The organism is Kitasatospora sp. MAA4 (genome assembly GCF_029893355.1).
In the GTDB taxonomy this organism is placed as follows: domain Bacteria; phylum Actinomycetota; class Actinomycetes; order Streptomycetales; family Streptomycetaceae; genus Kitasatospora.
In genome coordinates this window covers 23,995-47,520 of the sequence record NZ_JARZAI010000012.1, presented here as the reverse complement: position 1 = coordinate 47,520, position 23,526 = coordinate 23,995, and the positions used below count along the sequence as shown (strand labels likewise).

General features: G+C 73.4%; 21 protein-coding genes and 1 tRNA gene. 9 read left to right on the top strand and 13 right to left on the bottom strand.

Translation table 11 applies throughout. From position 1 onward, the window contains the following. Positions 1 to 143: 143 nt before the first annotated feature. Positions 144 to 926 (top strand): hypothetical protein, encoded by a 783-nt coding sequence (locus P3T37_RS17460; protein WP_348533249.1) that lies wholly within the window; start codon positions 144 to 146, stop codon positions 924 to 926. On the opposite strand, the gene P3T37_RS17455 is transcribed toward P3T37_RS17460, so the two are convergent. Beyond that, the gene (locus P3T37_RS17455) at positions 927 to 2,270 is read right to left on the bottom strand and encodes an MFS transporter (protein WP_280724600.1); all 1,344 of its coding nucleotides are present in this window, start codon (positions 2,268 to 2,270) and stop codon (positions 927 to 929) included. Between the two features lie 120 nt (positions 2,271 to 2,390). Here P3T37_RS17455 and P3T37_RS17450 point away from each other — a divergent pair, with 120 nt between their 5' ends. Continuing rightward, the gene (locus P3T37_RS17450; RefSeq protein ID WP_280724599.1) at positions 2,391 to 3,425 is read left to right on the top strand and encodes an Lrp/AsnC family transcriptional regulator; all 1,035 of its coding nucleotides are present in this window, start codon (positions 2,391 to 2,393) and stop codon (positions 3,423 to 3,425) included. Here P3T37_RS17450 and P3T37_RS17445 read toward each other — a convergent pair. Together P3T37_RS17445 and P3T37_RS37060 are read right to left on the bottom strand one after the other, a co-directional pair. After that, entirely contained in the window at positions 3,409 to 4,599 is a 1,191-nt protein-coding gene (locus P3T37_RS17445) for a M20 family metallopeptidase (RefSeq protein ID WP_280724598.1), read from the bottom strand. The two genes, P3T37_RS17450 and P3T37_RS17445, sit on opposite strands and share 17 nt — an antisense overlap. Then, positions 4,583 to 4,936 (bottom strand): ATP-binding protein, encoded by a 354-nt coding sequence (locus tag P3T37_RS37060; RefSeq protein WP_348533248.1) that lies wholly within the window; start codon positions 4,934 to 4,936, stop codon positions 4,583 to 4,585. The genes P3T37_RS17445 and P3T37_RS37060 overlap by 17 nt, the downstream gene beginning before the upstream one ends. A 339-nt stretch (positions 4,937 to 5,275) precedes the next feature. On the opposite strand from P3T37_RS37060, the gene P3T37_RS17440 reads away from it, so the two are divergent. Both P3T37_RS17440 and P3T37_RS17435 read left to right on the top strand, forming a co-directional pair. Beyond that, positions 5,276 to 5,557 carry a hypothetical protein gene (locus P3T37_RS17440; protein ID WP_280724786.1) on the top strand — a complete coding sequence of 94 codons (282 nt, stop codon included), beginning with the start codon at positions 5,276 to 5,278 and terminating at the stop codon, positions 5,555 to 5,557. Next, positions 5,554 to 6,651, top strand: a complete 1,098-nt coding sequence (locus P3T37_RS17435) for a site-specific integrase (RefSeq protein ID WP_280724780.1) — start codon at positions 5,554 to 5,556, stop codon at positions 6,649 to 6,651. Before P3T37_RS17440 ends, P3T37_RS17435 begins: the two co-directional genes overlap by 4 nt. 64 nt (positions 6,652 to 6,715) lie before the next feature. Here P3T37_RS17435 and P3T37_RS17430 read toward each other — a convergent pair. The 5 genes from P3T37_RS17430 to P3T37_RS17410 all read right to left on the bottom strand — a co-directional run bounded on the left by P3T37_RS17430 (position 6,716) and on the right by P3T37_RS17410 (position 10,643). Further along, a tRNA-Pro gene (locus P3T37_RS17430) sits at positions 6,716 to 6,789 on the bottom strand. A 146-nt stretch (positions 6,790 to 6,935) separates the two neighbouring features. Then, positions 6,936 to 8,168, bottom strand: coding sequence for an MFS transporter (locus tag P3T37_RS17425; protein ID WP_280724779.1), 1,233 nt, complete (start codon positions 8,166 to 8,168; stop codon positions 6,936 to 6,938). A gap of 144 nt (positions 8,169 to 8,312) precedes the next feature. Further along, the gene (locus P3T37_RS17420; RefSeq protein WP_280724597.1) at positions 8,313 to 9,179 is read right to left on the bottom strand and encodes an acyl-CoA thioesterase II; all 867 of its coding nucleotides are present in this window, start codon (positions 9,177 to 9,179) and stop codon (positions 8,313 to 8,315) included. Between the two features lie 119 nt (positions 9,180 to 9,298). Beyond that, entirely contained in the window at positions 9,299 to 9,667 is a 369-nt protein-coding gene (locus tag P3T37_RS17415) for a transglycosylase family protein (protein ID WP_280724596.1), read from the bottom strand. A gap of 208 nt (positions 9,668 to 9,875) precedes the next feature. Then, positions 9,876 to 10,643, bottom strand: coding sequence for a transglycosylase family protein (locus P3T37_RS17410; protein WP_280724595.1), 768 nt, complete (start codon positions 10,641 to 10,643; stop codon positions 9,876 to 9,878). Between the two features lie 556 nt (positions 10,644 to 11,199). Between P3T37_RS17410 and P3T37_RS17405 the strand changes: the two genes are divergently transcribed. Further along, positions 11,200 to 12,066, top strand: a complete 867-nt coding sequence (locus P3T37_RS17405; protein ID WP_280724594.1) for a hypothetical protein — start codon at positions 11,200 to 11,202, stop codon at positions 12,064 to 12,066. Positions 12,067 to 12,278: 212 nt separating this feature from the next. Next, a complete protein-coding gene (locus P3T37_RS17400; protein ID WP_280724593.1) occupies positions 12,279 to 12,929 on the top strand; it encodes a hypothetical protein in 651 nt (216 codons plus the stop codon). Between the two features lie 70 nt (positions 12,930 to 12,999). Here the strand turns inward: P3T37_RS17400 and der are convergent, their stop codons facing one another. The 3 genes from der to P3T37_RS17385 form a co-directional block, all read right to left on the bottom strand. Beyond that, positions 13,000 to 14,469: a ribosome biogenesis GTPase Der gene (gene der, locus P3T37_RS17395; protein WP_280724592.1), complete on the bottom strand. Its 1,470-nt coding sequence runs from the start codon at positions 14,467 to 14,469 to the stop codon at positions 13,000 to 13,002. Between the two features lie 91 nt (positions 14,470 to 14,560). Further along, entirely contained in the window at positions 14,561 to 15,277 is a 717-nt protein-coding gene (gene cmk / locus P3T37_RS17390) for a (d)CMP kinase (RefSeq protein WP_280724591.1), read from the bottom strand. A 106-nt stretch (positions 15,278 to 15,383) separates the two neighbouring features. After that, the gene (locus P3T37_RS17385; RefSeq protein ID WP_280724590.1) at positions 15,384 to 16,469 is read right to left on the bottom strand and encodes a prephenate dehydrogenase; all 1,086 of its coding nucleotides are present in this window, start codon (positions 16,467 to 16,469) and stop codon (positions 15,384 to 15,386) included. 241 nt (positions 16,470 to 16,710) lie between these two features. Between P3T37_RS17385 and P3T37_RS17380 the strand changes: the two genes are divergently transcribed. Genes P3T37_RS17380 through P3T37_RS17370 form a run of 3 tightly spaced genes read left to right on the top strand, consistent with a single transcriptional unit; the run spans position 16,711 to position 20,860 of the window. Then, entirely contained in the window at positions 16,711 to 18,798 is a 2,088-nt protein-coding gene (locus P3T37_RS17380; RefSeq protein ID WP_280724589.1) for a DUF4139 domain-containing protein, read from the top strand. Between the two features lie 4 nt (positions 18,799 to 18,802). Beyond that, positions 18,803 to 20,458 carry a mucoidy inhibitor MuiA family protein gene (locus tag P3T37_RS17375; protein ID WP_280724588.1) on the top strand — a complete coding sequence of 552 codons (1,656 nt, stop codon included), beginning with the start codon at positions 18,803 to 18,805 and terminating at the stop codon, positions 20,456 to 20,458. Positions 20,459 to 20,497: 39 nt separating this feature from the next. Beyond that, positions 20,498 to 20,860: a DUF952 domain-containing protein gene (locus P3T37_RS17370; protein ID WP_280724587.1), complete on the top strand. Its 363-nt coding sequence runs from the start codon at positions 20,498 to 20,500 to the stop codon at positions 20,858 to 20,860. Between the two features lie 7 nt (positions 20,861 to 20,867). On the opposite strand, the gene P3T37_RS17365 is transcribed toward P3T37_RS17370, so the two are convergent. Together P3T37_RS17365 and P3T37_RS17360 are read right to left on the bottom strand one after the other, a co-directional pair. Beyond that, positions 20,868 to 21,857 (bottom strand): helix-turn-helix domain-containing protein, encoded by a 990-nt coding sequence (locus P3T37_RS17365; RefSeq protein ID WP_280724586.1) that lies wholly within the window; start codon positions 21,855 to 21,857, stop codon positions 20,868 to 20,870. 177 nt (positions 21,858 to 22,034) lie between these two features. Continuing rightward, positions 22,035 to 23,498, bottom strand: a complete 1,464-nt coding sequence (locus P3T37_RS17360; RefSeq protein ID WP_280724585.1) for a pseudouridine synthase — start codon at positions 23,496 to 23,498, stop codon at positions 22,035 to 22,037. Between the last annotated feature and the right edge of the window lie 28 nt (positions 23,499 to 23,526).

Here is a 23,526-nt window from a genome sequence, read left to right as displayed (position 1 = left end):
GTGCCCCCTCGCACCGTCCGCACCCGCAATCCGCAGCCCGCACCACTGGAGATCTTCCGCATGCTGTGCCGCTCGACAAGTCATCGTCGCTGGTGGAACGGTGACGGTGCGTTGGCTGGCAGCATCTTCGGGTAATCGTGTCCTTGCCGTACAAGGTGACCCGGAAGTTACTCTCCCTGCCGTCGGCGCTGCTCCGCGGTGATGTGGCGAAGGGCGCGGAGCTTCTCGTGTTGCGGCACGAGAATGCGGTGCTGCGGCGGCGGCTGGCCGGCCCGGTCCGCTACGAGCCGGTCGATCGGTTCTGGTTCGCTGCCCTCTCCGGTCTGAGATCTTGGCGTCGCTGCTGTGAGGTCTTCCCGGTCACGCCCGACACTCTGTTCGACCGGTCGGCCGCCGACGCCATGGCGATCAAGAGTCTCGTCCTGCGACTCGCCGGCGAGAATCCGCGATGGGGGCACAGGCGGATCCAGGGCGAGTTGGCTCGGCTCGGGCACCGGATCGCAGCATCGACGGCGTGGACGATTCCCCACGGAGCGGGCATGGACCCAGCGCCGCGTCCCACCGGTCCGTCCTGGCGGGAGTTCCTGACCGCCCAGGCCGAGGGCATCATCGCAGCGGACTTCTTGCACGTTGACACCGCGCTCGGCGGGCGGCTGTACGCACTGGCGCTTCTCGAGCACGGCACCGGACCGCTTGCACATCACCGGGGTCACCGCCCATCCGGCGCGGGAGTGGGCGGTCCAGCAGGAGAGGAATCTCTCCGGCGACCTTGGTGTGCGCATGGAGTCCTGAGGTTCCTGCTGCGCAGCCGGATGCTCGGCGGCCTCATCAACGAAGTACAGAGACGCCGCGTGACCTGCGGCGGCGACTTTTCGAGCGGCACAGGGTCGGAGCCAGGGGCGCGCACCGATTCCGCGTCGGGGTAGCTACGCCGTCACCGCCGGCTCCGCCACGTTCCGCTCGGAGCTCCGCTCCGCGCGCAGCGAGAACGCGACCGGCACGCCCAGCGCGCACAGGGCCGCGCAGCCGGCCCAGACCGTCACGTACGCGCTCTGGTCCGGGATTCCGGGGCGCAGCAGCAGCGAGTCCAGCAGTACCGCGCTCACTGCTCCGGCCGTCGCTCCGGCCAGGGTCTTGAGGGTGTTGTAGACGCCGGTGCCCACCCCGGTCTGGTCGGCGGGGAGCCGGTGCATCAGCAGGCCGGGGAGCAGGCTCAGGCCCAGTCCGGCGCCGAAGCCCGCCAGCGCGCTCGGAGCGAGGAACTGCCAGGCGGCCGCGTGGGCCAGTGCGATCAGCGTGTACCCGGCCGCGCTGAGCGCGAAGCCGCAGCCCAGCACGGCGCGCGGGCCGAACCGGCGGGCCAGCCGGTCCGCCGTCACCGCGCCGACCAGCGCGCCGAGGACAGCTGGCAGTGACAGCAGGCCCAGTAGCTGCGAGTCGGCAGCCAGGCCGTACCCAGTCTCGGCGGGGCGGGCGGCCTGGAAGGAGAGGGTCGGTGCCTGCGAGCCGTAGAGCGCGCAGCCCAGCAGGAAGCTGAGCCCGAACACCGGCGCGGTGGCCCGCCGGACCAGCATCCGGACGTCGATGGTCGGCGCGGGCGTGCGCAGTTCCTGACGGACGAAGAGCGCCAGCAGGGCGACGGCGGGCACCAGCAGCCAGGCGTGCCCGGACAGGCCGGAGAAGAGCAGCCCGAGGCCGCCGCTGAGCAGCAGCGCGCCGAGCCAGTCCAGCCGTCCCTGGGCCCTGGTCCGCGATTCCGGCACCCAGCGCCACACCACCAGCAGTGCCAGGGCGGGCAGCAGTGCCAGCGGCCACAGGCCCGGTCGCAGCACGGCTCCGGTGATGCTGCCCAGGGTCAGTGAGCCGACCAGTAGTCCGACGGCCCGGCTGCCGCGCTCCTCGCCCAGCCGGTCGCGCAGCAGCGCGAACTCCAGCGGCAGCCAGCAGGACAGGAACCCGGACAGCGCCCGGCCCAGCAGCACCGCGGTCAAGTCGCGGGCCAGGGCGGTGGCCAGGTAGCCGAGAAGGGTCAGTGCCAGCGTGGCCAGCAGCAGCCGGCGGTGCCCGAAGAGGTCGCCGAGCCGGGAGGTCAGCGGCACCGCCACGCCCGCGACCAGGAACTCCACCCCGAGCGCGAGGGACTGACCGCCTGCCCCGAAGTGCAGGGTGCTCGCCAGCTGCGGCAGCAGGATCGGGAATCCGCCCTGGAGCACGCCGCTGGCGAACTCGACCAGGACCAGCAGGACGATGAGCGGGTGGCTGCGCAGCATGGGCCGTCCCTGGACGTGGTGGGCAGAATGAGGTGACCGACAGAATGGCCATGCCACGGACCCGAACGGTACGGACGCACGGATCGGCTCCGGGGGGTGGCGGCCGTGCAAGGATCAGCCATGATCGACGAGCTGGATCTGGCCCTGGTGGACGCGCTACGGGTGGACCCGCGAGCGCCGTGGTCCAAGCTGGCGCGCCCGCTGGGTGTGGACCCGGCGACGCTCTCCCGCCGCTGGGCCAGGCTCTCCGCGAGCGGTGACGCCTGGGTGGCCGGGTACCCCAGCGCCGATCGCACCGACCTCGGACTGATCGCGCTGGTCGCGGTGGAATGCCAGGCGGATGCCGTGGCCTCGGTGGCCTCGGAGCTGGCGGCGGACCCGCAGGCGGCGACGATCGAACTGGTCAGTGGCGGGGCGGACCTGCTGGTGACGGTGGCGGCGCTGACCCGCGAGCAGTTGACGGACTACGTGCTGGACCGGATGAGCCGTCTGCCCGGCGTGCTGCGGACCACGATCTCCTTCGTCGAGCGCACGCTGCGCGAGGGCAGCCGCTGGAGCGACGGGGCCCTCGATCCGCAGCAGCGGGCGGCCATCACCCCCGACTCGTCGGAGCGTGACCCAGCACTGCGGCCCGCCCGCGCAGTACTGCGGGACCGCCGACTGCTGCACGCCCTGGGCGAGGACGGGCGGATGCCGTACGCGGTGCTCGGCCAGCGGCTGGGGCAGCCCGCGACGACCGTACGCCGACGAGTGGCGGAGCTGCGAGACTCGGGGCAGCTGGTGCTCCGCTGTGACGCCTCGCCCCGGCTGACTGGGCACCCGCTGGGCACGATGCTCTGGCTCGACCTGCCGGCGCACCGGCTGGAGGCGGCCGCGCTGTGGCTGTGCGCCTTGCCGCAGACCCGGATGTGCGCGGTGACGGTAGGCTCCGCCAACCTGGTGGCGTACCTGGTGACGCGGGGCTTCACCGAGACGCGGCGGGTGGAGGAGGAGCTGTCGCGGCGCTTCCCCGAATGCCGCGTCCGCGACCGGCAGGTCACGCTCCGCACGGCCAAACTGGTGGGCCGCCTGCTGGACCCGGACGGCAGGGCCGTGGGCTACGTCCCGATCGACCCGTGGGCCCCGCAGGCGGCGCGCCCTACCGCAGGCGGTTGACGGCGAGCGCCGCGAGCAGCGCGGCGGCGGCGGGGAGGACGGAGTCGTCGAAGGCGGCCTGTGGGGAGTGGTTGTAGGCCGCGCCGAAGGGGTCCAGGTCGGCGGGGCACGCGCCCAGCATCAGATAGGCGGAGGGCACCAGCGCACCGACCATGCCGAAGTCCTCGGACCCCGCCACCGCGTTCGGCATCTCGACGTAGTTCTCCGCTCCGACGATCTCGCGGGCCGTCTCGGCGGCGCGGGCCGCCTCGGCCGGGTCGTTGACGGTGACCGGGTAGCCGGGGACGATCTGCGCCTCGACGTTGAGCCCGTGCGCCGCCGCGACGCCCCGGACCAGCCGCAGCGACTCCTCGGCCACCCGCGCCCGGGACGCCACGGAGAACGAGCGGATCGTCGCGCTGAACACGGCGTCGTCCGGGATCACGTTGTCGGCGCTGCCGGCGTGGAAGGAACCGACCGTCAGAACCACCGGGTCGAAGGCGTCGAACCGGCGGGTCACCATAGTCTGCAGCGCCGTCACCGCCTCACAGGCTGCCGGAATCGGGTCCAGCGCGAGATGCGGGCTGGACCCGTGCCCGCCGCGCCCGCGCAGGGTGACCTGAAGGGTGTCCGAGGCCGCCATGATCGGCCCCGGGCGGGTGGCCACCCAGCCGGCCGGCAGCAGCGCCGAGGCGACGTGCAGCGCGTACGCGGCCACCACCCGTTCCCCAGCCGCGTCCAACACGCCCTCGTCGATCATCAGTTGGGCCCCGCCGCCGCCCTCCTCGCCGGGCTGGAACATGAACACCACATCCCCCGCCAGCTCCTCCCGCCGCTGGGCGAGCAGCCGGGCCGCGCCCACCAGCGCGGCGGTGTGCAGGTCGTGGCCGCAGGCGTGCATGGCGCCGGGGATCCGCGAGGCGTACGGCAGGCCACTGGTCTCCTGCACCGGCAGCGCGTCCAGGTCCGCCCGAAGCAGCACCGCCGGGCCGGGACGCCCGCCCCGCAGCACTGCGGTGACGCTGCTGAGCGCCCGTCCCAGTGTCAGCTCCAGCGGCAGCCCCTCCAGGGCCGCCAGGACCTTGGCCTGCGTCAGCGGCAGCGCCAGGCCGATCTCCGGCTCCTGGTGCAGGGCGTGGCGCAGGGCGGTCAGCTCGGGCTGGAGCAGGGTGGCGGATTCAAGCAGGGTCGGCATCGGAACTCCCAGGGGGATCGGCGGTCACCCCATGCTCATCCCGCCCGCCCACCCGAGCACCGCTCTGCACGAAAACGCCGACCCGCAGCCGACGGGCGCAGGGATCAACCAGTGGAGCAAGCGCCGTCCCGCAGCCCGGTGGCTTGAGCGAGCTGGTGGGCCGCCAGGTTCCAGAGCCGGCCGACTTCGCTCGTGGCGGGAAGCGGAGGGTGAAGCGGGCGCCGCCGAGCGGGCCGGTGTCGATGTCGAGGGTGCCGCCGTGGGCCTGAGCGACCCAGGAGGTGATGGACAGACCGAGGCCGGTGGAGCCGAAGCCGTTCTGGAAGCGCTGGAACAACGCATGGGCCAGAGCCAGGGGATGCCGGGGCCTGCGTCTCGACGATCACCGTTCCGTCGGAAGCCACCGCGAGCTCGCCAAAGTCGGCGAAGCCCTCACCGGCCACCTCGTCGAGCAACTCCGACTCAACGGGCAGATCCCCCGCCGCTGGCCCGCCTGACCTAGCAACCGAGCGCCAGCGCGGACACCTTCACGGCAGGAGATCGTGGCCGACCTGAGCGCGGTACAAGGGAGCCGCGCAGGTCAGGGCATGCGCGGACGGCTGGTGGTCGCGTGGTGGTCGCCCCGGGGCGGGTCGAGACTGAGGGCAAGCCGGTTCCGATCCCGGAGGCTATCACCATGCGCTCCCCCACCGACCGCGGACGCGTCTACCGCCGCTGCGGCTGCCGCGACGACCAGCGCAAACAACTCGGCACCCGATGCCCCCACCTCACGGCCGACCCCGACCACGGAACCTGGGCATTCGCCGCCGACGCCCCCTCCACCGACGGCACCCGCCACACCGTCCGCCGCTCGGGCTTCCCCGACGAGATCGAAGCCCGCACCGCACTGCGCCACTTCGACCAGGGCCTGGACGCCGGCTTCACCGCCGACCCTGCGAAACCGTCGCCCAATACCTGACTGGGTGGCTCGGCACCAAAGTTCTCGTCCTCAAGCCGACCACCATGACCCGCTACCGCGCCCACGTCGAACAGGACCTCGTCCCGGCGCTGGGCCGTATCCCCCTCGACGACCTCGGATACCGCCATCTGAAGGCGTTCATCACCACCCAACTCGACCACGGCCGCGGGAAGGTCACCGTCCACCGGATCATGGCCACCCTCTCCAGCGCCCTGGGCGACGCCGTGCGCCACCGCCGCCTGGCCCACAACCCGGCCAAGCCCGCCATCATCCCCCGCCCACCGGCCGCCGAACGCCACCTGTGGACCCCCGACGAAGCCGCCCGCTTCCTGCGCTTCACCCATACCACCGACCCGCTCTACGCCGACCTCGTCGAGCTGCTCATCGGCACCGGCATCCGCAGAGGCGAAGCACTCGCCCTGCGCTGGGACGACGTCCACCTCCCCGAACGCACCCTGTTCGTCCGAGCCACCCTCTCAGCCGTCGACAACAACCACCTGCAGCTCACCCGACCCAAGACCAGCGGCAGCCGCACCTGGGTCGCACTCTCCGACCGCGTCACCGACGCCCTCCAAGACCGCGCCGACACCCGCGCCTTCGGGCAGGCCACCCCCGCCAGCGGCTACGTCTTCGGACAGATCACCCCCGCCGCCGGCTACGTCTTCCACCGCCACGGACGCCCGCTGCACCCCAAGCACGTCCTCGACCACTTCCACATGCTCTGCGACTGGGCCGGCGTCAGGCGCATCGCCCTGCACGACCTGCGCCACCTCACCGCCAGCTTCGCCATGGCCGCCGGCGTCCCCCGGCCCGTCGTCTCCAAGACCCTGCGCCACCGCACGCTGTCCACCACCGCGAACATCTACAGCGCACTCAGCCCCCTGGCCGCACGCGCCGCCGTCGACGCCGTCGCCTGGGCCCTGGACACCGCCGAACACACCATCATCGGCAGCCCCGCCTGCCGGGCCCTGCGCCCCTGGCACCAGACACCCCGCCCCCACCGCAGGATGACCACTCCTCAACCCCGCCGAATCACCGAACAGGCCACCGCGTGGCCCAAGTGGCCCGGCGACCACCATGCGACCACCAACTGACGGAACGACAAAAAGGCCGTCCCCGCCAGAAGCGGAAACGGCCTACGACCTGCGAAAACGCAAGTCGGGACGACAGGATTTGAACCTGCGACCCCCTGACCCCCAGTCAGGTGCGCTACCAAGCTGCGCCACGTCCCGTGGTCTCGCTGCCAGCGGTACTGGCTTCTCGACCTTGTCCCCGGTGTCCCGGCGACGTGCAAAACAATACAGCACGGCGAGGGGTGTTCGCTGCCAGGTTCGGTGCAGGTCACAGGCGGGGTGGCGGGTGGCGAGGGTGGGTGGGGTCAGGGGGTGGGGTGGCGGGCGTCGTAGCGGAGGAAGGCGGGGCGGCGGGCGGCGAGGAGGAGGACGGCGGCGACGCAGGCGAGGCCGCCGGAGACGGCGGAGACGGCGGGGGTGGTCAGGGCGGCCACGGTGCCGGACTCGAAGTCGCCGAGCCGTGGGCCGCCGGCGACGACCACGATGAAGATGCCCTGCAGGCGGCCGCGCATCTCGTCGGGGGCGGCGACCTGCATCATCGTGTTGCGGAAGATCATGCTCACGGTGTCCGCGCAGCCTGCCACCGCGAGCAGCAGGAGGCCGAGCCAGAGCTGGCCGTGGGTGAGGCCGAAGAGGGCGATGGACAGGCCCCAGGCGATCACGGAGACGAGGACGGCCGCGCCCTGGCGGTGGACGCGGGAGATCCAGCCGGAGAAGAGCGCGCCGGTCAGCGCGCCCACGGCGGGGGCGGCGACCAGCAGGCCGACGGTGCGGGCGTCGCCGCCGTAGAAGCCGACCGCGATGGCGGGGAAGAGGGCGCGGGGCATGCCGAACACCATGGCGGCGAGGTCGGCGAGGAAGCTGGTGCGCAGGTTGGGCTGCTCGCGCAGGAAGCGCAGGCCGTCCAGGACGGAGGCGCGGCCCTTGCGGGTGCCGGTTTCCGGGCGCATCGAGGGCAGCCGCCACATCGCGTAGATGGTGCCGGCGAAGGCGGCGGTGTCGACCAGGTAGGCGCACTGGCTGCCGTAGGCACCGATCAGGACGCCGCCGAGCATCGGGCCGACGGTGAGGCCGAGGTTCATGCTGATGGTGTTCAGCGCGTTGGCGGCGGGCAGCTGCTCGCTGGGGACCAGGCGCGGGATCATGGACGACCGGGCGGGCGAGCTGAGGGCGAAGAAGGCGCCCTGCAGGGCCACCGCGGCGTACAGCACCGCGACCTGGCCCAGCCCGAGCAGGGCCTGGGTAGCCAGGATCGCGGAGACGGCGGCCAGGCCGGCCGAACCGATCAGGCCGAGCTTGCGGCGGTCCACGGTGTCGGCGATGGCGCCGCCGTAGAGGCCGAAGACGATCAGCGGGACGAGCGAGCAGAGGCCCACCAGTCCGGTGGCGAAGGTGGATCCGGTCAGGGCGTAGACCTGGACGGCGACCGCGACGGCGGTCATCTGCTGGCCTATCGAGGAGACGGACTGGCCGAACCAGACGCGGCGGTAGTCGGCGTTCTCGCGCAGCGGCGTCAGGTCCGCCAGGGCTCCGCGCAGGAAGCGCTTGGCAGGCGGTTCAGCGGCAACAGGGGAAGAGGTGGCGGAGGGGGCGGACGGAGGAGAGGTGGGATGATTGGTCGACACAGCGTCCAATGGTCGCCCCTCCCCCTGCGCCCCGGCCCACCGGGACCCCCGCAGCCGTCACTGCTCGGCGCGCAGCGGCCGGAAGAGTCCCTCCTGCACCACCGACACCACCAGTTGCCCGCTGCGGTCGAAGATCTGGCCCCGGGCCAGGCCGCGCGCGCCGTGCGCGATCGGCGACTCCTGCTGGTAGAGCAGCCAGTCGTCGGCGCGGAACGGGCGGTGGAACCACATCGCGTGGTCGAGCGAGGCCATGTCGAAGTTGCGTCTGCCCCAGAGCGGTTCGACGGGGGCGCGGACGGAGTCCAGCAGGGTCATGTCGCTGGCGTAGGTCAGCGCGCAGACGTGGATCAGCGGGTTGTCCGGCAGGGAGCCGTTGGTCCGCAGCCAGACGCCGCTGCGCGGCTCGACGCCGGCCAGCTCCTCCTCCGTCCAGCGCAGCCGTTCCACGTAGCGGATGTCGAACGGCTGGCGACGGCTGATGAACGGCGGCAGCTCGCCGAGCCGGCTGCCGACCTCCTCCAGCGCGCTCGGCAGGTCCTCCGGCGCCGGCACTGCGGGCATCGGCTCCTGGTGCTCGATGCCGCCGGGCTCGGGCACGTGGAAGTCGGCGGTCAGCGCGAAGATGCTGCGGCCCTGCTGGATGCCGAGCACCCGGCGGGTGGTGAAGGAGCGTCCGTCCCGGATCCGGTCGACCTGGTAGACGATCGGCACGCCGGGCACGCCGGGGCGCAGGAAGTAAGCGTGCAGTGAGTGCACCGGGCGGTCGTCCTCGACCGTGCGCCCGGCCGCGACCAGCGCCTGCCCTGCCACCTGCCCGCCGAAGGTACGCTGCAGCGCCTCCTCGGGGCTGCGTCCACGGAAGATGTTGAGCTCGATCTGCTCCAGATCCAGCAGGTCGACGAGCTGGTCGACGGGCGTTCCCATGGCGTGCGTCCTCTCAGGGGCGGGCTCGCCGGAAAGTCCGGCGGCATACCGCTGTCGTTCGTCTAGCAGAAGTCTGCTGCCGACCGGGGAATTCCCACCCGTCGGCACGCGGAGGCCGCTCAGCGCAGCAGCCCCAGATCCCGCGCGCAGGAGGACCAGGCCCGCCAGCCCTGCTGGTGCAGGATCTCCTGCGCGACGGTGATCTGCTGACCTCGCGTCGCCTGGTCCGGACGGAGGGCGAAGCGCAGACCGTCGGCGTCCTGCCAGGTCGGCGGCCAGATCTGCAGGCCGCCGTAGTAGCCGTTCCCGGTGGCGGCGGCCCAGTCCCCGCCGCTCTCGCAGTCGGCCACCTGGTCCCAGGTGGCATCGGACGGCAGCGGCGGCTCGACGGGCTGAACTCCCCGCCGCACCACGGCAGCAGACGAAGCAGCCGCGGAGACCGCGTCAGCCCCGGCATCAGCCGCAGGCGCCACGACGAGGGCCGCCACTCCCCACACCCCGACGAGTATTCGCCATCTGATCGTGCACGTGCTCAGCATCATCCGACTCTTACGAGCGCCGCCCGGCCCCGCGACCCGGCCCGCCCGCCGCTGCTCCGTCCGGGTGTACGGCCGCCGCGAAACGCGGCCGACCGCCGCCCCCGGGAGGGGACGGCGGTCGGTGACGCGCGCGGGGCGTGCAGGCTGACGGGGTACGTCAGACCGCGAGCACCTGGCCCGGCAGGATGAGGTCGGCGTTGCCGCCGATGACCTGCACGTTGTTCTTGTACAGGGTGTGCCAGTCGAGGCCCTTGGCGGCGGCGATCCCGCTCAGGGTGTCGCCGCTCTTGACGGTGTAGGTGCCACCGGTGCTCGGCGCGGCGGGTGCGACGGGCTTCGCGGGGGCGGCCGGCTTGGCCGGAGCAACCGGAGCAGCGGGCTTGGCCGGAGCGGCGGGCTTGGCCGGAGCGGCCGGCTTCGCGGGAGCAACCGGTGCAGCGGGCTTGGCCGGGGCAGCCGGCTTCGGGGTGGCAGCGGTCGAGGTCGAGGTCGAGCTGGTGTCGACCGCGGCCGGCGCGCCACCGGCAGTCAGGCCGGCCTTGACGGAGCAGACCGGCCAGGCGCCGGGGCCCTGCGAGGCGAGCACCTTCTCGGCGATGGCGATCTGCTGGCCCTTGGTGGCCAGGTTGGCCTGCGCGGCGTACTGGGTGCCACCGAAGGCGGCCCAGGTGGAGGAGGTGAACTGCAGGCCGCCGTAGAAGCCGTTGCCGCTGTTGATGCTCCAGTTACCGGTGCTCTCGCACTGGGCGACCGCGTCCCACGTGGCGGTGGAGGCGGCGGAGGCCGTGGTGGCCGTCACGAGGCCGGCCACCGGAAGGGCGACCATGACGCCACCCATGATCGCCATGCGGAGGCGGCCGCGGCTGCGGCCCGTCTGGGCGTTGTCGGCGACGGCGGCGGCGGCGTTCTCGTTACGGAAGGTCATGGGTTCCTCTCGACAGCCCCGGGCGGGCATGCGGAACCAGACCGTCGAAGGTCCGATTCGCTCGCCTCGTCCGCTGGGCGACCGTGCACGTGTCCGACGTGCCGCGTCGCCCTGGCCACTCCGCCACTCACCGCCGACCTGTTCGAGCTGTCGGCTGGTGGGCACCTGCTGTGCGCTGGGGGTGAACCCGGGTGGTGCTCGTTGCACCGAGAAAGAAACTAGGCGCCGGGGCTGCCCCGATCAATCGGGTAGCGGTCTTCCCAGGTCAATCAGGCGTTACCGACGGTAATGATCAAGCAAATCGCACACAAATGTCCATTTTGACCAGGTTTACGAAGATCAAACATGTGCCCACCGTGACCCCGACCACTTTCTCGACCCTGTGAGCCTGCGCACAGCATCGACGGATTGTGGTCGCCGATCAGCCGTCCGTGGTCATCGGTCGGGCAAATCGCGTCAGTCTGCACCTCCACCCGTGACTCGGGCCACAGCAGTCCGTTGGTAATGGCGGCCGGGTGCGCCCGCGCCACCCCCGCAACGAACCGAGGAGTCCTTCGTGCCGCGCATGCTCGATGTCAGCGACGAGGTCCGAGCCGAAATCGGCGACGACGAGGCAGACCGCCTGCTCGGCGGGGCCCATGCCCCTGATACCTACGACTGCACGTCCTGTCGAACGCCGGGCGACTCGATCCACGAGCCGACCAGCACCGTCCTGTTCGTCGGCGACGAGACCGCCGTCCTCGCCTTCGCCCACGCCCGCTGCGTTCCCTCCCAGGTCGTCACGCTCTCCGAGGAGCAGCTCCTCGGCGCGGTCCGCAGCATCAGCCAGGCGCAGGGCAGCGGGCTGCCGGCCCAGGCGTACCCGGTCGACCCGATGCCCGCACCGGCGGGCCCGATCGGGACACCGGCCGACGCACCCCTCCCCGCTCAGGTCACCGGCCCCGCGCCGGGCGAGCCCGCCATCCTCGGCATCACCTGCGGCCTGGTGCTCTGCGGCGACACCGGGCACGCCGCCCTGGTGGTCGAGCCGACCGGACCGGTCGGCCGACCGGGCAGCCTGATCGGCTCGGACGAGTTCCTGCCGCTGCTCGCGGAGCACGGCTTCGCCCCGATCCGCGACGTGGAGCAGCCCCCGGCCGTCCTGGCGGGCTGGTCGGTGCTGATGGCGATGGGACGGCTGCACGCGATCCTGCAGCCGTCGGCGGCCGGCACCAGCTCCGCCTGGTGGCAGGCCCACCAGCCGCTGCTGGTCACCGACCCCTGGCGCGCGGCGGCCTCCCGGCACGCGCAGGTGATCATGTACGCGGCGCCGGCCGGGACGATCGGGCGCCAGCCCCGCGAGGACCTGCTCCGCACCGCGCTCGACCGGGCGGCCGCCCAGGGCCTGCTGGTCGCGGCGGCCCTCCCGCTCGCGGGCACCTGAGCCGCCGCCGCGGTAGCAGGCTGAACCCCGCCGGGGCCGTTCCCGCAACGGCCCCGGCGCGCGTCTGCCCAGCGCGCGTCCGGCCCGGCGCGACTGCCCCGGCGCGCGACTGTCCCCAGCGCTCCCGCCCGCGGCACGCGCTCCCACCCCGCGCCCGCCACCCGCATCCCCTGACCGGCTCACTCGTTGGCCCTTACGTGTACAGCTACGACGTGACCTCAGCCTTCCGCCAGACCACCGCCAGCCGAGGGATCCCGGCGATGAGGCCGTCGTACGACGCGGAGCATCCGCACTCCGCCACCCCCATCTACGACGAGCTCTACTCCGAGTACCGCCGGCTCTTCCGCGCCCTGCCCGGCGACCGCGCCGGCGAGGAGGACCTGCGCTTCACCGGCTTCGCCGTCCGCGAGCGCCGCCCGCACGGGTACGCGAGCGCGTACGCCGTGGAGGAGTACCGCTCCCCCTACACGCACGGCCAGCCGCACCCGGGCCACGCCCCCGGCCCGCACGGCTACGGCCATGGCCATGGCCCTGAGCAGCCGTCCACTCCGCCCCAGCACCAGTCGTTCCCCACCTACGCGGGATACGTGCCGGGGGTGCCGCAGTTCGTCCCGGCGCAGCAGCAGGTCCCGCAGCAGCACCCTCACCACCAGGCCCAGGCCCAGGCCCAGGGGCAGCCCGCGACGCCCCACCCGGGCGCGCCGAGCGCAGGCCAGGGCTGGGTCGCCTCCGGCTACCTGGCCGCCACCGTGCCGGCCGCGCCGGCGCCCCCCTCCCCCGCGCCCGTCGGCGCGTCCGTGGCCGGGCGGCACCGCAGCGGCCTGCTCTCGCTGCCGCCGGGACGCACGCCGACCCTCTCCTGAAACGCCTGAAGGCCGGAAAAGCCGGAACGGCCCGGCCCCGCTGAGGGGGCCGGGCCGTTCCGCACATCGCCTACTTGCGGCGGCGCTTCTCGCGCACCCGCACCGAGATCGAGATCGGCGTCCCCACGAAGCCGAACTCCTCCCGCAGACGGCGCTCGACGAACCGGCGGTAGCCGGCCTCCAGGAAGCCCGAGGCGAAGAGCACGAAGCGCGGCGGCTTGATGCCCGCCTGGGTGCCGAACAGGATGCGCGGCTGCTTGCCACCGCGGATCGGGTGCGGGTGGGCGGCGACCAGCTCGCCGAGGAAGGCGTTCAGCTTGGCCGTGGAGATCCGGGTCTCCCAGCCCGCCAGCGCGGTCTCGATGGCCGGCACCAGCCGCTCCATGTGACGGCCGGTCAGCGCGGAGACGTTGACCCGCGGCGCCCACTTCACCTGGACGAGATCCTGCTCGATCTCGCGCTCCAGGTAGTAGCGGCGCTCCTCGTCCATCTGGTCCCACTTGTTGTACGCGATGACGACCGCGCGTCCGGCCTCGACCGCCATCGTGATGATGCGGGTGTCCTGCTCGGCCAGCGGCTCGCTGCAGTCGACCAGGACGACCGCGACCTCGGCCTTGTCCAGCGCGGCGGAGGTGCGCAGCGAGGCGTAGAAGTCGGCGCCGGCGGTCAGGTGGACCCGGCGGCGGATACCGGCGGTGTCGATGAACTTCCAGGTCTTGCCGCCGAGGGTGATCAGCTCGTCGACCGGGTCGCGGGTGGTCCCGGCCAGCTCGTTGACGACCACGCGGTCCTCGCCGGCCACCTTGTTGAGCAGGCTGGACTTGCCGACGTTCGGACGGCCGATCAGCGCGACGCGGCGCGGGCCGCCCTGCACCACGCCGAAGGTCTGCGGCGGCGCCTCGGGCAGCGCGGCCATCACGGCGTCCAGCAGGTCGCCGGAGCCGCGGCCGTGCAGGGCCGAGACGGGGTAGGGCTCGCCGAGGCCGAGCGACCACAGGTAGGCGGCCTCGGCCTCGGTGGACTGGCCGTCCACCTTGTTGGCGCAGAGCACCACGGGCTTTCCGGCCCGGCGGATCAGCTTGATCAGCGCCTCGTCGGTGTCGGTGGCGCCGACCGTGGCGTCCACGACGAAGAGCACGGCGTCCGCGCTCTCGATGCCGAGCTCGGCCTGCGCGGCCACCATCGCGTCCAGGCCGAGGACGTCGATCTCCCAGCCGCCGGTGTCGACGAGCTTGAAGCGGCGGCCGTTCCAGGTCGCCTCGTACTGCACGCGGTCGCGGGTGACGCCGGGCTTGTCCTCGACGACCGCCTCGCGGCGGCCGATGATGCGGTTGACCAGGGTCGACTTGCCGACGTTCGGGCGGCCGACGACGGCCAGCACCGGCAGCGGGATGTGCCGCTCGTTCAGGTCGCCGTCGATCTCGTCGGGGTCGAAGCCCTCCTCGGCGGCCAGCGCCATGAACTCGGCGTACTCGGCCGCGTCCAGCTCGCCGTGCGCGCCCGAGGTGACCTCGGTCGCGCCGGTGGTGTCGTTGCTCATCTTCGTCTGTTCCGTTTCCCGGCCCGCCCCCAGGGCGTGCCGTGCGTACCTGCCCGGCGAACGGGCAGCGCGAAAAGAAAAACTAAAAAACCTATGCGGCAGTCAGGCGCCCGGCCCGCTGCTCCACCAACTCCGCAATGGTGTCGATGACCTGATCGAGCGTCAGGTCACTGGTGTCCACCAGCACGGCGTCCGCGGCCTGCGCCAGCGGCGCCGTCACCCGGGACGAGTCGGCGGCGTCACGGCGGACCAGGTCCGCCGCCATCTCCGCGATGGTGGCCTCGTCCACGCCCTTGGCCCGCAGCTCGGCCGCCCGGCGCTCGGCGCGGGCCGCCTCGGAGGCGGTCAGGAAGATCTTGGCGGTGGCCTCCGGGAAGACCACCGTGCCCATGTCGCGCCCCTCGGCGACGATCCCGCGCTGCGCGAGGGCCGCGCAGCCGCGCTGCAGCTCGACCAGCCGCACCCGCACCTGCGGGACGGCGGACACCGCGCTGACCTTGGCGGTCACCTCGGGGCCGCGGATCGGTCCGGAGACGTCCTGGCCGTCGACGGTGATGGTCGGGCCGTCGGCGTCCGTACCGGAGACGATCACGGGCTTGTCGCAGGCCGTCGCGACCGCATCGGCGTCGTCGACGTCGACCTCGTTCTCGAGCATCCACCAGGTCATCGCCCGGTACATCGCACCGGTGTCCAGGAAGCTCAGGCCCAGTCGGGTCGCCACCGCGCGGGAGACGGTCGACTTGCCGGAACCGGAGGGTCCGTCGATGGCGACGACGACCGGGGCGTGCGCTCGGTCGGCTGTGTCCACGGTGGAACCTCTCTTCTTGGCACCGGGGGGTCTCCTCAAGGTTAGACGACCGGCGCCACCTCTCCTCCCGGCCGACTCCCGGCCGCCGTACAGCCCCGGAACCTGCCTAGTCGCGGACGTTCCAGCCACGCCCGCGCAGGGCCGTCACCAGCATCTTGGCCGTCGCCGGCGCCACCGACAGCTGCGCCAGGCCGACCTGCTGCCCGGTGGAGTGCTCGATGGCGACGTCCTCGATGTTGACCCCTATCTGCGCGACCTCGCTGAACAGCCGGCCCAGCTCGCCGGGCTGGTCGCCGATGACGACGATCACCGTCTCGTAGCGGGTCGGCGGGGCGCCGTGCTTGCCGGGGATCCGCGCCTGGCCCTGGTTTCCGCGCCGGATCACCGCCTCGATGTCGGCGCTGCCCGCCTGCCGCGCCTCCTCGTCGCCGGTCTCCAGCGAGCGCAGCGCGGCGACCGTCACGCCGAGGTCGACGGCCAGCTCCTCCAGGACGTCGGCGACCACGCCGGCGTTGGCGGAGAGGATGTCCAGCCACATCCGCGGGTCGGAGGCGGCGATCCGGGTGACGTCGCGCACGCCCTGGCCGGAGAGCCGCACGGCGGTCTCGTCGGCGTGCTCCAGGCGCGCGGCGACCAGCGAGGAGAACAGCTGTGGGGCGTGCGAGACCAGCGCCACCGCGCGGTCATGGGCGGCGGCGTCCATCACCACCGGCATGGCGCCGCAGAGCGCGACCAGCTCCAGGGCGGCGTTGAGCGTGTCGGTGTCGGTGTCGGCGGTGGGCGTGAGCACCCAGGGCCGGCCCTCGAACAGGTCGGCGCGGGCGGCCAGCGGGCCGGACTGCTCACGGCCCGCCATCGGGTGGCCGCCGATGTAGTGGACGGTGTCGCAGCCGAGCGAGCCGACCTCGGCGCGCGGACCGGCCTTCACGCTGGCCACATCGGTGTAGCAGCGGGCCAGCCCACGCCGCTGGCAGTCGGCGAGCACCTTGCCGACCAGCGCCGGGGGGACGGCCACGATCGCCAGGTCGACGGGACCGGACGGCTCGTCGGTGGTGCCCGCGCCCAGCGAGGCCGCGGTCCGCGCAGCGTCCGGATCGGCGTCCTCCAGGTAGACGGTCAGGCCGCGACCGGTCAGCGCGAGAGCGGCAGAGGTGCCGATCAGTCCGGTGCCGACGACGGCGACAGTACGCATGGCGGGTTCGTCTCCTGGAACTGGAACGGGCTGGGCTGGGCTGGGCGACCAATTGGACAGACGGTTGGACGGACGGTTCACCATCCTCCCGCACCACCGCCCGCACCGGGCACGCCGGTCGGCAATCCCGTCCCTCGGGCGCGGCGATCCGGCGGCGCGCCGGGGCAAACGGCGGACAGCCGCCCGGTCAGCGGGCAGACTGAGCGACCGAACGGCGGCACGGGCGAAGGGGCGGGACGCGGTGACCGAGCAGGTACCGGAACAGCCGGCACAGAACCAGCCACAGGGGCAGCCACTCGACTGGTCGAGCACCCTCGACTCCGTCGTGGTGCACGCCTCCGGCGCGGTCTGCCGCCGCCGCGCCCACGGCATCCTCCCGGCCGGCGCCGAGGACGCCGGTCCACTGCGGCTGCGCCTCACCGGCCTGCCCCGCGTCCTGGACGGGCAGTCGCTGCGCGCCGGCATCCTCGGCGCGGCGCACGGCTGGCGGGTCAGCGAGGTCCGCCCGGCGGTCGCGGCCCGGCTGCGCGGTCCCGGGGAGCTGCCCGAGCTGCGCCGGCGCCGCGAGCAGCTGGCGGACCGGGAGGCCTCGCTGCGCGGGCTCCAGGGCGTCCTGGAGCGCCGGATCGCCCAGACCGCCGCCCTGCGCGCGGTGGAGCCGGCCAAGAACCCCGAGGACCCGCACCGCCGCACGCCCGCCGACGCCTTCCTGGCGCTCGCCGACTTCGTCGACCAGCGGCTGACCGCCCTGCACGCCCGCGCCGAGGAGTTGCGCGAGCAGCTGGAGCTCGTCGCGCACGAGGTGAGCCTGCTCGACGACCAGCTGGAGCGCGCCTCGGACGCCGAGCCCGCGACCCCGCTCGAAACCTCCGCCGTCGCCGTGGTCACCCTCACCCGGGAGCCCGCTCACGAAGCAGCCCGCGAGCTGACACTCGAACTGGAGTACCTGGTGCCCGGCGCCCTCTGGGTGCCCGCCTACCGGCTGACCCACCGCCGGGGCGACGGCGGCGGCACGCTGGTGCTGCGCGCCGAGGTGGCCCAGCGCACCGGCGAGGACTGGACGGACGTCCGGCTCGGTTTCTCCACCGCCGACCTGCACCGCTCCTCCGAACTGCCGCGACTGCGCTCGATCCGGATCGGTCGCAGCCAGCCCGCCCCGCCGCCCTCCGGCTGGCGGGAGCCGCCGGCCGGGCTCGGCGAGCTGTTCACGGGCTACGACCGGGCCGAGCCCCCGGCGGACCGCCGCGTCCTCCCGGCCCTCGGCGGCCGGCCGCTGCCCCCGCCGGTCGCGGTCGCCTACGGCACCGCCCAGCCGCCCGCGGCGCCGACCCCCTCCCGGCCCGCCGCCCGCGCCATGCGCGCCAAGCTCGCGATGGCCGAGCCGCAGGCCTTCGGCGGGGCAGCCGGGCCCGCCGGACCCCTCGGTGCCGCTCCCGGCGCTCCCGCCCCGGCCGCCGACATGGCACCCGCTCCCCCGGCGCCGCCGGCCGGCCCGGCGACCGAGCTGCTCGACTACGCCGCCCTGACCCTGGCCGGCCCGACCGAGCCGCCGGACCGCCGCGGCCGCCTGCATCCCGAAACGGCCGCTCTCGCAGGCCCCGAGCACGCGGCCCGCCGCCGCGCCGAGTCCCTGGCCGACGCGCTCCCGCTCCCCGCGCACGCCGTCCGCCCGCGCTACTCCGCGGGCTCCTTCGACCACCGCTACGACGCGCCCGCCCGCACCGACCTGCCCTCCGACGGCGGCTGGCACACCGTGACGATCTGCGAGATCCCGGTCTCGCTGCGCACCGAGTACGTCTGCGTGCCGTCCGTCGACCCGGCGGTCTTCGCCACCCTGCTGCTCGCCAACGACTCCGGCCAGGCCCTGCTGGCCGGCCCGCTGGAGGTCACCGTGGACGGCGACTTCCTGCTCGGCACCGCGCTGCCCACGCTCGCCCCGGGCGCCACCCGGCGGGTCGGGCTGGGCGTCGCCGAGAGCGTCCGGGCCACCCGGCGCACCGAGGTCCAGGAGTCCACGGCCGGCCTGCGCGGCGGCATCACGGTGGTCGAGCAGCGGGTGCACGTCGGGCTGGCCAACCGGCTGGGCCACGCGGTCACGGTGGAGGTCCGCGAGCGGATCCCGGTGCCGGGCGACAAGGACATCCGGATCGAGGACCGCCCCGGCTCCCCGGGCTGGACCGCCCCGGCCGAGGCCTCCGAGGCCTACCCGGCCGGCACCCGGCTCTGGCGGGTCGAGCTGCCCGCGGGCGGCCGGGCCCAGCTCGAAGGCGGCTACGAGATCCGGATCCCGGCAGGCAAGGCCCTGACCGGCGGCAACCGAAGGAACTGACCCCATGACCACCGAAATCTCCGCGGCTGCCGCACTCGCCCACCCCGCCCCCGTCCCGCTCCCCGTCACCGCCGTGACCTGCCTGGAGGACCGCGCCCACATCGAGCGCAGCACCACCGTCCTGCTGGCACCCGGTCTCCAGCGGCTGCGGCTCGGCCCGGTCACCGCGCTGGCCGTCGACCGGTCGCTGCGTGCCGAGCTGCGCACCGAGCCGGGCCCGGCTCCCACCGGCGAGGCGACGGGCGCCACGGTGCTGGACGCCCGGCTGACCCGGACCTGGACACCGCGCGCCCCCGGCCCGCCCGGCCCCGGCGACTCGGACCTCTTCCACCGGATGGACGAGCTGGAGCAGCAGCAGCGGCTGGCCGAGCAACCGATCCAGCGGTTGGAGGCCCGGCTCGCGCTGCTCTCCCAGCTCTGCGCCGACCTGCTGACCGAGATCGGCGAGGGGACCGGCCACGGCGAGGCCGAGCCGGTCCGCTGGTCCCGCGAGCTGGACCGGGTGGAGGCCGAACAGGAGTCGTACGGCGAGCAGTTGCGGGCCGCCCAGGCCCGGCGCGAGGAGCTGGACCGGCAACTTCAGGAGGTCCTCGCGGCACTGGCGGCCGCCGAGTCGCAGCCGCCGGAGCTGCTCGCGTACGTCGAACTGACCGTCGCGGCGGACCACGAGACCAGCGCCGAGCTGACGGTCAGCCATCTCACCCCGTGCGCCCTGTGGCGCCCCGCCTACCGCGCCGCCTTCACCAGCGAAACGGAGGACGCGCCGGGAAGCCTGCGCCTGGAGTCGGACGCGATGGTCTGGCAGCGCACCGGCGAGGACTGGACGGACGTCCGGCTCACCCTCTCCACCGCCCGGTCCGCGCTGGCCGCCGAGCCGCCCCGGCTGCACGAGGACGTCCTGACGCTGCGCGAGCTGAGCAGCGGCGAGCGCCGCACGCTCGACGTGGAACTGCGCGAGGAGGAGATCAGCGCGCTCGGCCCGGACGGCCCGCAGGCGGTCACCGGCGAACTGCCGGGGGTGGACGACGGCGGCGAGGTCCGCGTCCTGCGGGCACCGGCTCCGGCGAGCGTCCCGGGCGACGGGCGCGGGCACCGGGTGCCGCTGAGCGCCTTCACCGTCCCCGCCGGCGCCGAGCTGGCCTCCGCCCCCGAACTCTCCCCGCTGGTCACCGAGGTGGTGGCGTTCCGCAATCCGGCCGACCACCCGCTGCTGGCCGGCCCGGTGGACCTGGTGCGCGGCAGCGGCTTCACCGGGCGCGGCGAGCTGCGCTTCACGGCCGCGGGCGCTCCGGCCGAGCTGGCCTTCGGCAGTTCGGACGGCTACCGGGTGCTGCGCGAGACCTCGGAGGTGCGCGGCAGCACAGGCCTGGCGGGCCTCGGGCAGCGCACCGTGCTGACCCGCACGGTCCGGGTGCACGTCTCGCGGCTGTCCGCCCCCGACGAGCAGGGCGAGCAGCGGATCACCCTGCGCGAACGGATCCCGGTCTCGGAGGTGTCGGCGGTCGAGGTGCGGCTGCGCAAGGACGAGTGCCGCCCGGCGCCGGACGAACTGGACGCCGAGGGGGTGCTGCGCTGGGAGCTGTCACTGCCGCCGGGCGGCAGACGGACCGTCACCCTGGTGTACGAGATCTCGGCTTCGGCCAAGGTCGCGGGGCTCTGATGGCCTGGTTGGAGGCCCGCGGTCGGGTACAACAGGAACATGATCCTGCACCTCGCGCCCCTGGACGACTGGCTCCGTGACCCGGGCCGCCCGTACAGCGCAGCCTCGCTGCTGACGGACGGCTTCCTGCACTGCTCGCCGGACGAAAAAGTCGCGTTGGCCGTGGCCAACGCCTTCTTCGCCAACGCGCCGGATCCGCTGATGGCCCTGCTGATCGAGGAGGACCTGGTGGAGCCGATGGTCCGCTGGGAGGCTCCGAACGGGGCTCCCCCGCCCGGAGTGGACCCCGGCGTGCTCTTCCCGCACATCTACGGCCGGCTCAACCGCACCGCCGTCGCGGGCCTGCTCCTGCTGGAGCGCGGCCCCGACGGCCACTGGGCCGGCTTCAGGCCCTGGAGCTAGCGGGGCTCTACAGCCAGCCCCGCTCGCGGGCCGACATGCCGGCCTGGAACCGCGTGGTGGCGCCGAGTTCACGCATCAGGGCCTGGAGCCGGCGCTGCGTGGTGCGGGCGCTCCAGCCGAGCGAGCGGGCGATCGACTCGTCGGTCAGGCCGGCCGCGAGCAGGCCGAGCAGCTTGCGGTGGTCGGCGTCCGGCTCGCCCAGGCCGGGTTCGGCGCCGACCGCGACCTGTAGCGGGACCGCGCGGTCCCACTCCGCCTCGAACAGCCCGTCCAGCGCCTGGAGCAGCGCGGACGGGTGGATCACGTACGCGGCGTCCAGCACGCTGTCGCCGATGCTGATCGGGATGATCGCCATCCGGTCGTCCGAGATGATCATCTTCATCGGCAGCGTGGTGCGGACCCGGGCCTCCTCACCGTCCTGCGCGCCGACCAGGATCTCGTTCTCCAGCCGGCCGGGCCAGGCGACCGCCTCCCGGTCGTAGACCGTGCGGAACCGCACGCCGTCCTTGAGCCGCCGGCGCAGCCGGGTCAGGTACGAGGCCGCGTCCTGCACGTCCTGCACGTACGGCGGGCAGTCGAAGCCCCTGACCTGCTGCGCGCTGGTGTCCTGGAGGTACTCGATCCGCTGGGCGATCGCCTCGCCGCCGGTGAGCACCTCCACCGAGCTGGCCGGGTCGGTGAACCGCGAGGCCTCCCGGAAGGCGTCCATCAACCGGTGCATCTCGGCCCGGGCGGTGCGCAGTTCGGCCTCGCGGTGGCCGATCAGGGTGCCGATCGCGACGTCCGGTGCCACGGCGAGGTAGCGATCGCGGTCGACCGGGGCGCGGGTGGCCATGCCCTGCTGCGCCAGCCGGCTCAGCGACTTGCCGCCCTGCTGGGAGGTCAGCCCGCAGCGCGCGGCCAGATCCGCTGCCGTCGACTGCGGGGCGGCCACCAACGCGGCATAGATCTGGCCGTCGTGCTCGGAGAGACCGAGCGCATTGAAAGCGTCAAACATGGCGCCCCTCCCCCGCGTGGCGGTTTCTCGCCATCCGGCGAGTGATGTTCCTGTGGCCATCTTCTGCCACGGACGTTCCCCTTGACAACCCTCCGCGGCCCAACCACAGCGCGCAGACAGCACCGAGGGCCGTGCACCGAGGCTGGTGCACGGCCCTCTGGAGGAGCTGGCGGGGTGTTACAGGCCGACCTCGTTCATCAGCTGGCCGACCTCGGGGTTGGTCAGGCGGCGCAGCCAACCAGACTTCTGGTCACCGAGCGCGATCGGACCGAAGTGGGTCCGGACCAGCTTCTCGACCGGGAAGCCCGCCTCGGCGAGCATCCGGCGCACGATGTGCTTGCGGCCCTCGTGCAGGGTGACCTCGACCAGGTAGTTCTTGCCGACGTTCTGCAGCACCTTGAAGCTGTCGGCACGGGCGAAGCCGTCCTCCAGCTCGATGCCCGCCGCCAGGGTCTTGCCCAGGTCGCGCGGGATCGGGCCGGTGATGGCGGCCATGTAGGTCTTGGTCACGCCGTACTTCGGGTGGGTCAGGCGGTGGGCCAGCTCACCGTGGTTGGTGAGCAGGATGATGCCCTCGGTCTCGGTGTCGAGACGGCCCACGTGGAACAGCCGGGTCTCCCGGTTGGTCACGTAGTCGCCCAGGCACTGGCGGCCGTCGGGGTCCTCCATGGTGGAGACGACGCCGGCCGGCTTGTTGAGCGCGAAGAACAGGTACGACTGGGTGGCGACGGTCAGGCCGTCCACCTTGATCTCGTCCTTCTCCGGGTCGACGCGCTTGCCCTGCTCGGTCACGAGCTTGCCGTTGACCTGGACGCGGCCCTGGTCGACCAGCTCCTCGCAGGCCCGGCGGCTGCCCATGCCGGCCCGCGCGAGCACCTTCTGCAGGCGCTCGCCCTCGACCTCGCCGAAGGTCTTCGGAAGCTTCACGGCCGGCTTGTCGTGCCGGGCCAGCACCGCGTCCTCGATCTTGGCCTGCAGCTCACGGGAGCGCTGCGGCTGACGGCGCGGGTCGCCCGGGGCGCCCTGGCCCTCCTTGCGCGGGGGCTTGGTACGAGGGGCCTGGCTCTGCGGCAGCGCCTTGCGGGCGCCGTAGGAGCCGCCGGAGCCGAACTCCGGACGGTCGTAGCGGCGCTCCTCGGGGCGCAGCGGACGGTCCGGGTACTGCTTGCGGTCGTCACGCCGGTCGTCCCGACGGTCGCCACCGTACGAGCTACCGCCACGGCTGTCGCCACCGCGACCGCCGCCGCCGCCGAAGGAGCTGCCGCCACGGCCACCGCCGCCACCGCCGCCGTAGGAACCGCCACCACGGCTGTCCCCACCACGACCGCCGCCACCGCCGAAGGAGCTACCCCCACGGCTGTCGCCGCCACGGCCACCGCCGCCACCGCCGCCGTAGGAACCGCCACCACGGCTGTCCCCACCACGACCGCCGCCACCGCCGAAGGAACCGCCACCACGGCTGTCGCCGCCACGGCTGTCCCCACCACGACCGCCGCCGCCGCCACTGCCGCCACGGCTCCCGCCGCCGCTGCTGCTGCCGAAGGAACCGCCCCCGCGCTGTCCACCCCGGTAGCCACCGCCGCCGGCGCTGCCACCGCCGCCACTACTGTTCCTGCCGTTACCGCTACCACTGCTACGCATCAAAAACGTCCGTACGTCGATTCCATCG

Bases quoted from the DNA above. Each gene is read 5' to 3' on its own strand.
- P3T37_RS17455 (WP_280724600.1), bottom strand. From the start codon at position 2,270: ATGCTGCGCAGCCACCCGCTCATCGTCCTGCTGGTCCTGGTCGAGTTC.
- P3T37_RS17450 (WP_280724599.1), top strand. From the start codon at position 2,391: ATGATCGACGAGCTGGATCTGGCCCTGGTGGACGCGCTACGGGTGGAC.
- P3T37_RS17445 (WP_280724598.1), bottom strand. From the start codon at position 4,599: ATGCCGACCCTGCTTGAATCCGCCACCCTGCTCCAGCCCGAGCTGACC.
- P3T37_RS17440 (WP_280724786.1), top strand. From the start codon at position 5,276: ATGCGCTCCCCCACCGACCGCGGACGCGTCTACCGCCGCTGCGGCTGC.
- P3T37_RS17420 (WP_280724597.1), bottom strand. From the start codon at position 9,179: ATGGGAACGCCCGTCGACCAGCTCGTCGACCTGCTGGATCTGGAGCAG.
- P3T37_RS17410 (WP_280724595.1), bottom strand. From the start codon at position 10,643: ATGACCTTCCGTAACGAGAACGCCGCCGCCGCCGTCGCCGACAACGCC.
- der (WP_280724592.1), bottom strand. From the start codon at position 14,469: ATGAGCAACGACACCACCGGCGCGACCGAGGTCACCTCGGGCGCGCAC.
- P3T37_RS17385 (WP_280724590.1), bottom strand. From the start codon at position 16,469: ATGCGTACTGTCGCCGTCGTCGGCACCGGACTGATCGGCACCTCTGCC.
- P3T37_RS17375 (WP_280724588.1), top strand. From the start codon at position 18,803: ATGACCACCGAAATCTCCGCGGCTGCCGCACTCGCCCACCCCGCCCCC.
- P3T37_RS17370 (WP_280724587.1), top strand. From the start codon at position 20,498: ATGATCCTGCACCTCGCGCCCCTGGACGACTGGCTCCGTGACCCGGGC.
- P3T37_RS17365 (WP_280724586.1), bottom strand. From the start codon at position 21,857: ATGTTTGACGCTTTCAATGCGCTCGGTCTCTCCGAGCACGACGGCCAG.
- P3T37_RS17360 (WP_280724585.1), bottom strand. From the start codon at position 23,498: ATGCGTAGCAGTGGTAGCGGTAACGGCAGGAACAGTAGTGGCGGCGGT.